A 3,841-nucleotide genomic window follows, 5' to 3' on the forward strand; every position below is an offset into this window, starting at 1 on the left:
GCTTTCGCTGCTTTCGCCTCGGCGCCGATGCCGAGCTTGGACATGATCCGCTGCTCGATGTCGAGGGCGATCTTCGGGTTCTCGAGCAAGAAGTTGCGCGAGTTCTCTTTGCCCTGACCGAGCTGGTCGCCCTCATAGGTGTACCAAGCGCCAGACTTGCGCACGATTTCGTGCTCGACGCCGAAGTCGATGAGGCTGCCTTCGCGCGAGATGCCGACGCCGTAGAGAATGTCGAACTCCGCCTGCTTGAACGGCGGCGCCATCTTGTTTTTGACGACCTTCACTCGCGTGCGGTTACCGACAGCCTCTGTGCCGTCTTTGAGCGTCTCGATGCGGCGGATGTCTAGCCGAACCGAAGCATAGAACTTGAGCGCCTTGCCGCCCGCGGTGGTCTCGGGGCTGCCGAAGAACACGCCGATCTTCTCGCGCAGCTGGTTGATGAAGATCATCGTGGTCTGCGTCTGGCTGAGCGCACCCGTGAGCTTGCGGAGTGCCTGCGACATGAGGCGGGCTTGGAGGCCGACGTGCGCGTCACCCATCTCGCCCTCAATCTCGGCACGGGGCACGAGCGCGGCGACGGAGTCGATGACGATGAGGTCGATCGAACCCGAGCGCACGAGCATGTCGGCGATCTCGAGCGCCTGCTCACCGGTGTCGGGCTGCGACACGAGGAGCGCGTCGATGTCAACGCCGAGCTTCTTCGCGTACTCGGGGTCGAGGGCGTGCTCGGCGTCGATGAACGCCGCGATGCCGCCGCCCTTCTGCGCGTTCGCGATCGCGTGCAGCGTCAGGGTCGTCTTACCCGACGACTCCGGGCCGTAGATCTCGACGATGCGGCCGCGCGGGATGCCGCCGATGCCGAGAGCGACGTCGAGGGCGATCGATCCGGTCGGGATGACGGCGACCGGAGCGCGCTCGTCGCTGCCGAGTCGCATCACCGAGCCCTTGCCGAACTGACGGTCGATTTGGGCGAGAGCGGTCTCGAGGGCCTTCTCGCGGTCTGCGGGACTGGGCATTGCGGTCTCCTTCAGTTCGGCGGGACGGGTGTCCCGAATGCTGTGCGCCCATCGGCTGCCGTTCTCTCGCTGACCGGTGAAGCAAGGTCAGCGCCCTCACGGCAGGGCTAGTCGGTGTCCGACGAGTGCGACGCTACGCCCGGGGTCCGACATCGGCCGGGACCGACGGGCGGAAACGCACACAACTCGTCTTCGAATGACTCTGTGGAGGAGACTACGCCCACCCGAACGAATGTTCGAGCGCTTCAAAGCCCGGCGTGTCGCGCGTCAACCCCGAGCGGGCTTCGGCAGCCCAGCACCGTGCCAGCGGTCCACGGGCACCTCTTGCACACGGCACATCGCGATCCACACGTCGCGGGCCGGGATGCCGGCGGCGAGCGCCTGTTCGGGCGTGCGGTTGCCCAGCTCCACCATCACCGTGTCGCGCAACAGCACCCGCCCGAAAGCGCCGAACTCGTCATCGACGGCTCGGGTGAATTCGGAGAGCTTCAGAAGCTTGAGCTTCAGCGGATGGCGAGGTCGGCGTCGAACTCGGCGACCAGTTCATCGGGCAGCGTGTCGGGCACGCGGTCGAACGAGGTCGGAGCGAACGAGACGCCTTCGACGACGGCGAGGCGATCTCCCACCTCGCGCATGATGACCGAGATCGGGGTGTCGAGCGCGTCGGCGACCGAGGCGAGAATCTCGCTCGACGCCTCCTTCTGACCGCGCTCGACCTCACTGAGGTACCCGAGCGCGACGCTCGCACGCGACGCGACCTGCCGGAGAGTCATCGCCTTCTGCAGGCGGAAATCACGGAGGACGTCACCGATTTCCTGACGGACCAGAACCATGGTGTCCTCCTTCACAAGGTCTGCGGAACCCTGACGGGCTCCGGGTGGGGGTGGTAAGGCTATCCCACCGGTATGAATGAACTCTAATTCGCGTCACCTAGGGAAACCCTGGGACGACACGATCTGTAACGAGATTGAAACGGGGTCTATTCCGGGAAGGACTCGAACGCCAGTTCCAACACTGACTCCACGGTCTCACGCCGGATGGACTCCCGGTCACCTCCCAGTTCGAGGCGCACCGAGCGGATGCCCGTGGCCGTCGCGACGGCGATCCACACCTCCCCCGGCGGATGCCCGTCCTGCGGATCGGGGCCGGCGACACCGGTCGTCGCGAGCCCCAGGTCGGCGTTCAGCCGAACGCGCACCCCGTCGGCCATCTGTTCGGCGACCGCCGCCTGGATCGGGCCTCCCGCCGCGAGGAGGGCGGCATCCACCCCCAGCAGGTCGTGTTTCAGTTCGGTCGCATATGCCACGATTCCGCCGCGCACGACAGCCGAGGCACCGGGGACCGACACCAGGTCGGCGACGACGAGCCCGCCGGTCAGCGACTCCGCGACGGCCACGGTCAACCCGCGCTCGGTCAGCGCCGCGATGAGGTCGGCTGCGGGTCTCGACACGGGCGCTTCGCGCCCTACTCGACCGGCGAGGTCGGCGAGGGCTTGACGGGGCGACCCTTGCGGGCCTGCCAGAGGTACTCCGCTCCGCTCACGAGCGTGATGATCACCGCGAGGGTCATCAGCACGGCATTGACAACGTGCATCCCGTCACCGAACAAGGTCCACAGGGGCACGATCGCGAACGAGATCGCGATGATCTGCACCCAGGTCTTCACCTTGCCGAGGATGGATGCGGCGATCACGTGGTCGCGCAGCGCCACGAACCGCAGAACCGTGATGCCGACCTCGCGCAGCAGGATCACTCCCGTCACCCACCACGGCAGTTCACCGAGGATGCTGAGCGAGACGAGCGCACCGCCGGTGAGCAGCTTGTCGGCGATCGGGTCGAGCAGTTTGCCGGCGTCGGTGACGAGGTTGCGGCGGCGGGCGAGGAACCCGTCGACGCCGTCGGTCGCCGACGCGAAGATGAACAACCCGGCCGCGATGTATCGGAGGTAGCCGTCGTCGCCCGCATCGAGCAGCAGAAGCACGACGAAGACGGGAGCCAGCAGCATCCGGAACACCGTGATGATGTTGGCGAGATTGCCGGCGCTCGCGGTGCCCTCGCCGCCGCGCACGACGCGACCACGCATCGGATTGACCCTCGGCGCAGGAGGTCCGTCGAGAGTCATCGTCACTCCCTGCCGGTCAGACTCCAAGCGTCCCCGTCCGAGCCGCCGTCATCATCAGGATACTCCGGGCCCGCGGGTGCGGCGCTCGACGCCGGCGCCCCGCGCAGCAGCGCCAGCACCTCCGGCAGCTGCTCGGCGCTGACGAGCACGTCACGCGCCTTCGACCCCTCGCTCGGCCCGACGATCGCCCGGGATTCGAGCAGATCCATCAGGCGCCCGGCCTTCGCGAAACCGACCCGCAACTTGCGCTGCAGCATCGACGTTGAGCCGAACTGGGTGTTGACGACCAGCTCAGCGGCCTGCAACAGCACCTCGAGGTCGTCCCCGATGTCGGCGTCGACCTCTTTGCGTTCGGTGACCGCTTCGACGTCGGCGCGGTACTCCGGCCGGGCCTGAGCGGTGACGTGCGCGACGACCGCGTGGATCTCGTCCTCGGTGACCCACGAACTCTGCACGCGGATCGCCTTCGACGCCCCCATCGGCAGGAACAGGCCGTCGCCCTGCCCGATCAGCTTGTCGGCGCCCGGCTGATCGAGGATGACGCGGCTGTCGGTCATCGACGACACCGCGAATGCGAGCCGCGACGGCACATTCGCCTTGATGAGCCCGGTGACGACGTCGACGCTCGGACGCTGCGTCGCCAGCACGAGGTGGATTCCGGATGCCCGCGCGAGCTGGGTGATGCGCACGATCGAGTCTTCGAC

Annotated in this window: 6 protein-coding genes; all 6 read right to left on the reverse strand. The window is 67.1% G+C overall.

Annotation, left to right across the window (positions count from 1 at the left end):
• Positions 1-1,016, reverse strand: a 1,016-nt coding sequence (gene recA, locus RMO30_RS06690; RefSeq protein WP_309711095.1) for a recombinase RecA, incomplete at its 3' end; no start/stop codon positions are given.
• Positions 1,017-1,283: 267 nt separating this feature from the next.
• Positions 1,284-1,523, reverse strand: a complete 240-nt coding sequence (locus RMO30_RS06695; RefSeq protein ID WP_309711107.1) for a DUF3046 domain-containing protein — start codon at positions 1,521-1,523, stop codon at positions 1,284-1,286.
• Positions 1,520-1,849, reverse strand: a complete 330-nt coding sequence (locus RMO30_RS06700) for a helix-turn-helix transcriptional regulator (protein WP_309711097.1) — start codon at positions 1,847-1,849, stop codon at positions 1,520-1,522. Before RMO30_RS06700 ends, RMO30_RS06695 begins: the two co-directional genes overlap by 4 nt.
• 146 nt (positions 1,850-1,995) lie before the next feature.
• A complete protein-coding gene (locus RMO30_RS06705) occupies positions 1,996-2,466 on the reverse strand; it encodes a CinA family protein (RefSeq protein ID WP_309711100.1) in 471 nt (156 codons plus the stop codon).
• A 14-nt stretch (positions 2,467-2,480) separates the two neighbouring features.
• Complete coding sequence (gene pgsA, locus RMO30_RS06710) at positions 2,481-3,098, reverse strand: CDP-diacylglycerol--glycerol-3-phosphate 3-phosphatidyltransferase (protein WP_309711103.1); 618 nt, start codon at positions 3,096-3,098, stop codon at positions 2,481-2,483.
• A 41-nt stretch (positions 3,099-3,139) separates the two neighbouring features.
• Positions 3,140-3,841: DNA translocase FtsK (locus RMO30_RS06715; protein WP_309711106.1), on the reverse strand; the 702-nt coding region annotated here is incomplete at its 5' end.

This window comes from Pseudolysinimonas sp. (assembly GCF_031389465.1).
Classification (GTDB): domain Bacteria; phylum Actinomycetota; class Actinomycetes; order Actinomycetales; family Microbacteriaceae; genus Pseudolysinimonas_A.

What these genes read in the sequence shown, in the direction of transcription:
- RMO30_RS06700 (WP_309711097.1), bottom strand. Translation starts at nt 1,849, where the DNA reads ATGGTTCTGGTCCGTCAGGAAATCGGTGACGTCCTCCGTGATTTCCGC.
- pgsA (WP_309711103.1), bottom strand. Translation starts at nt 3,098, where the DNA reads ATGCGTGGTCGCGTCGTGCGCGGCGGCGAGGGCACCGCGAGCGCCGGC.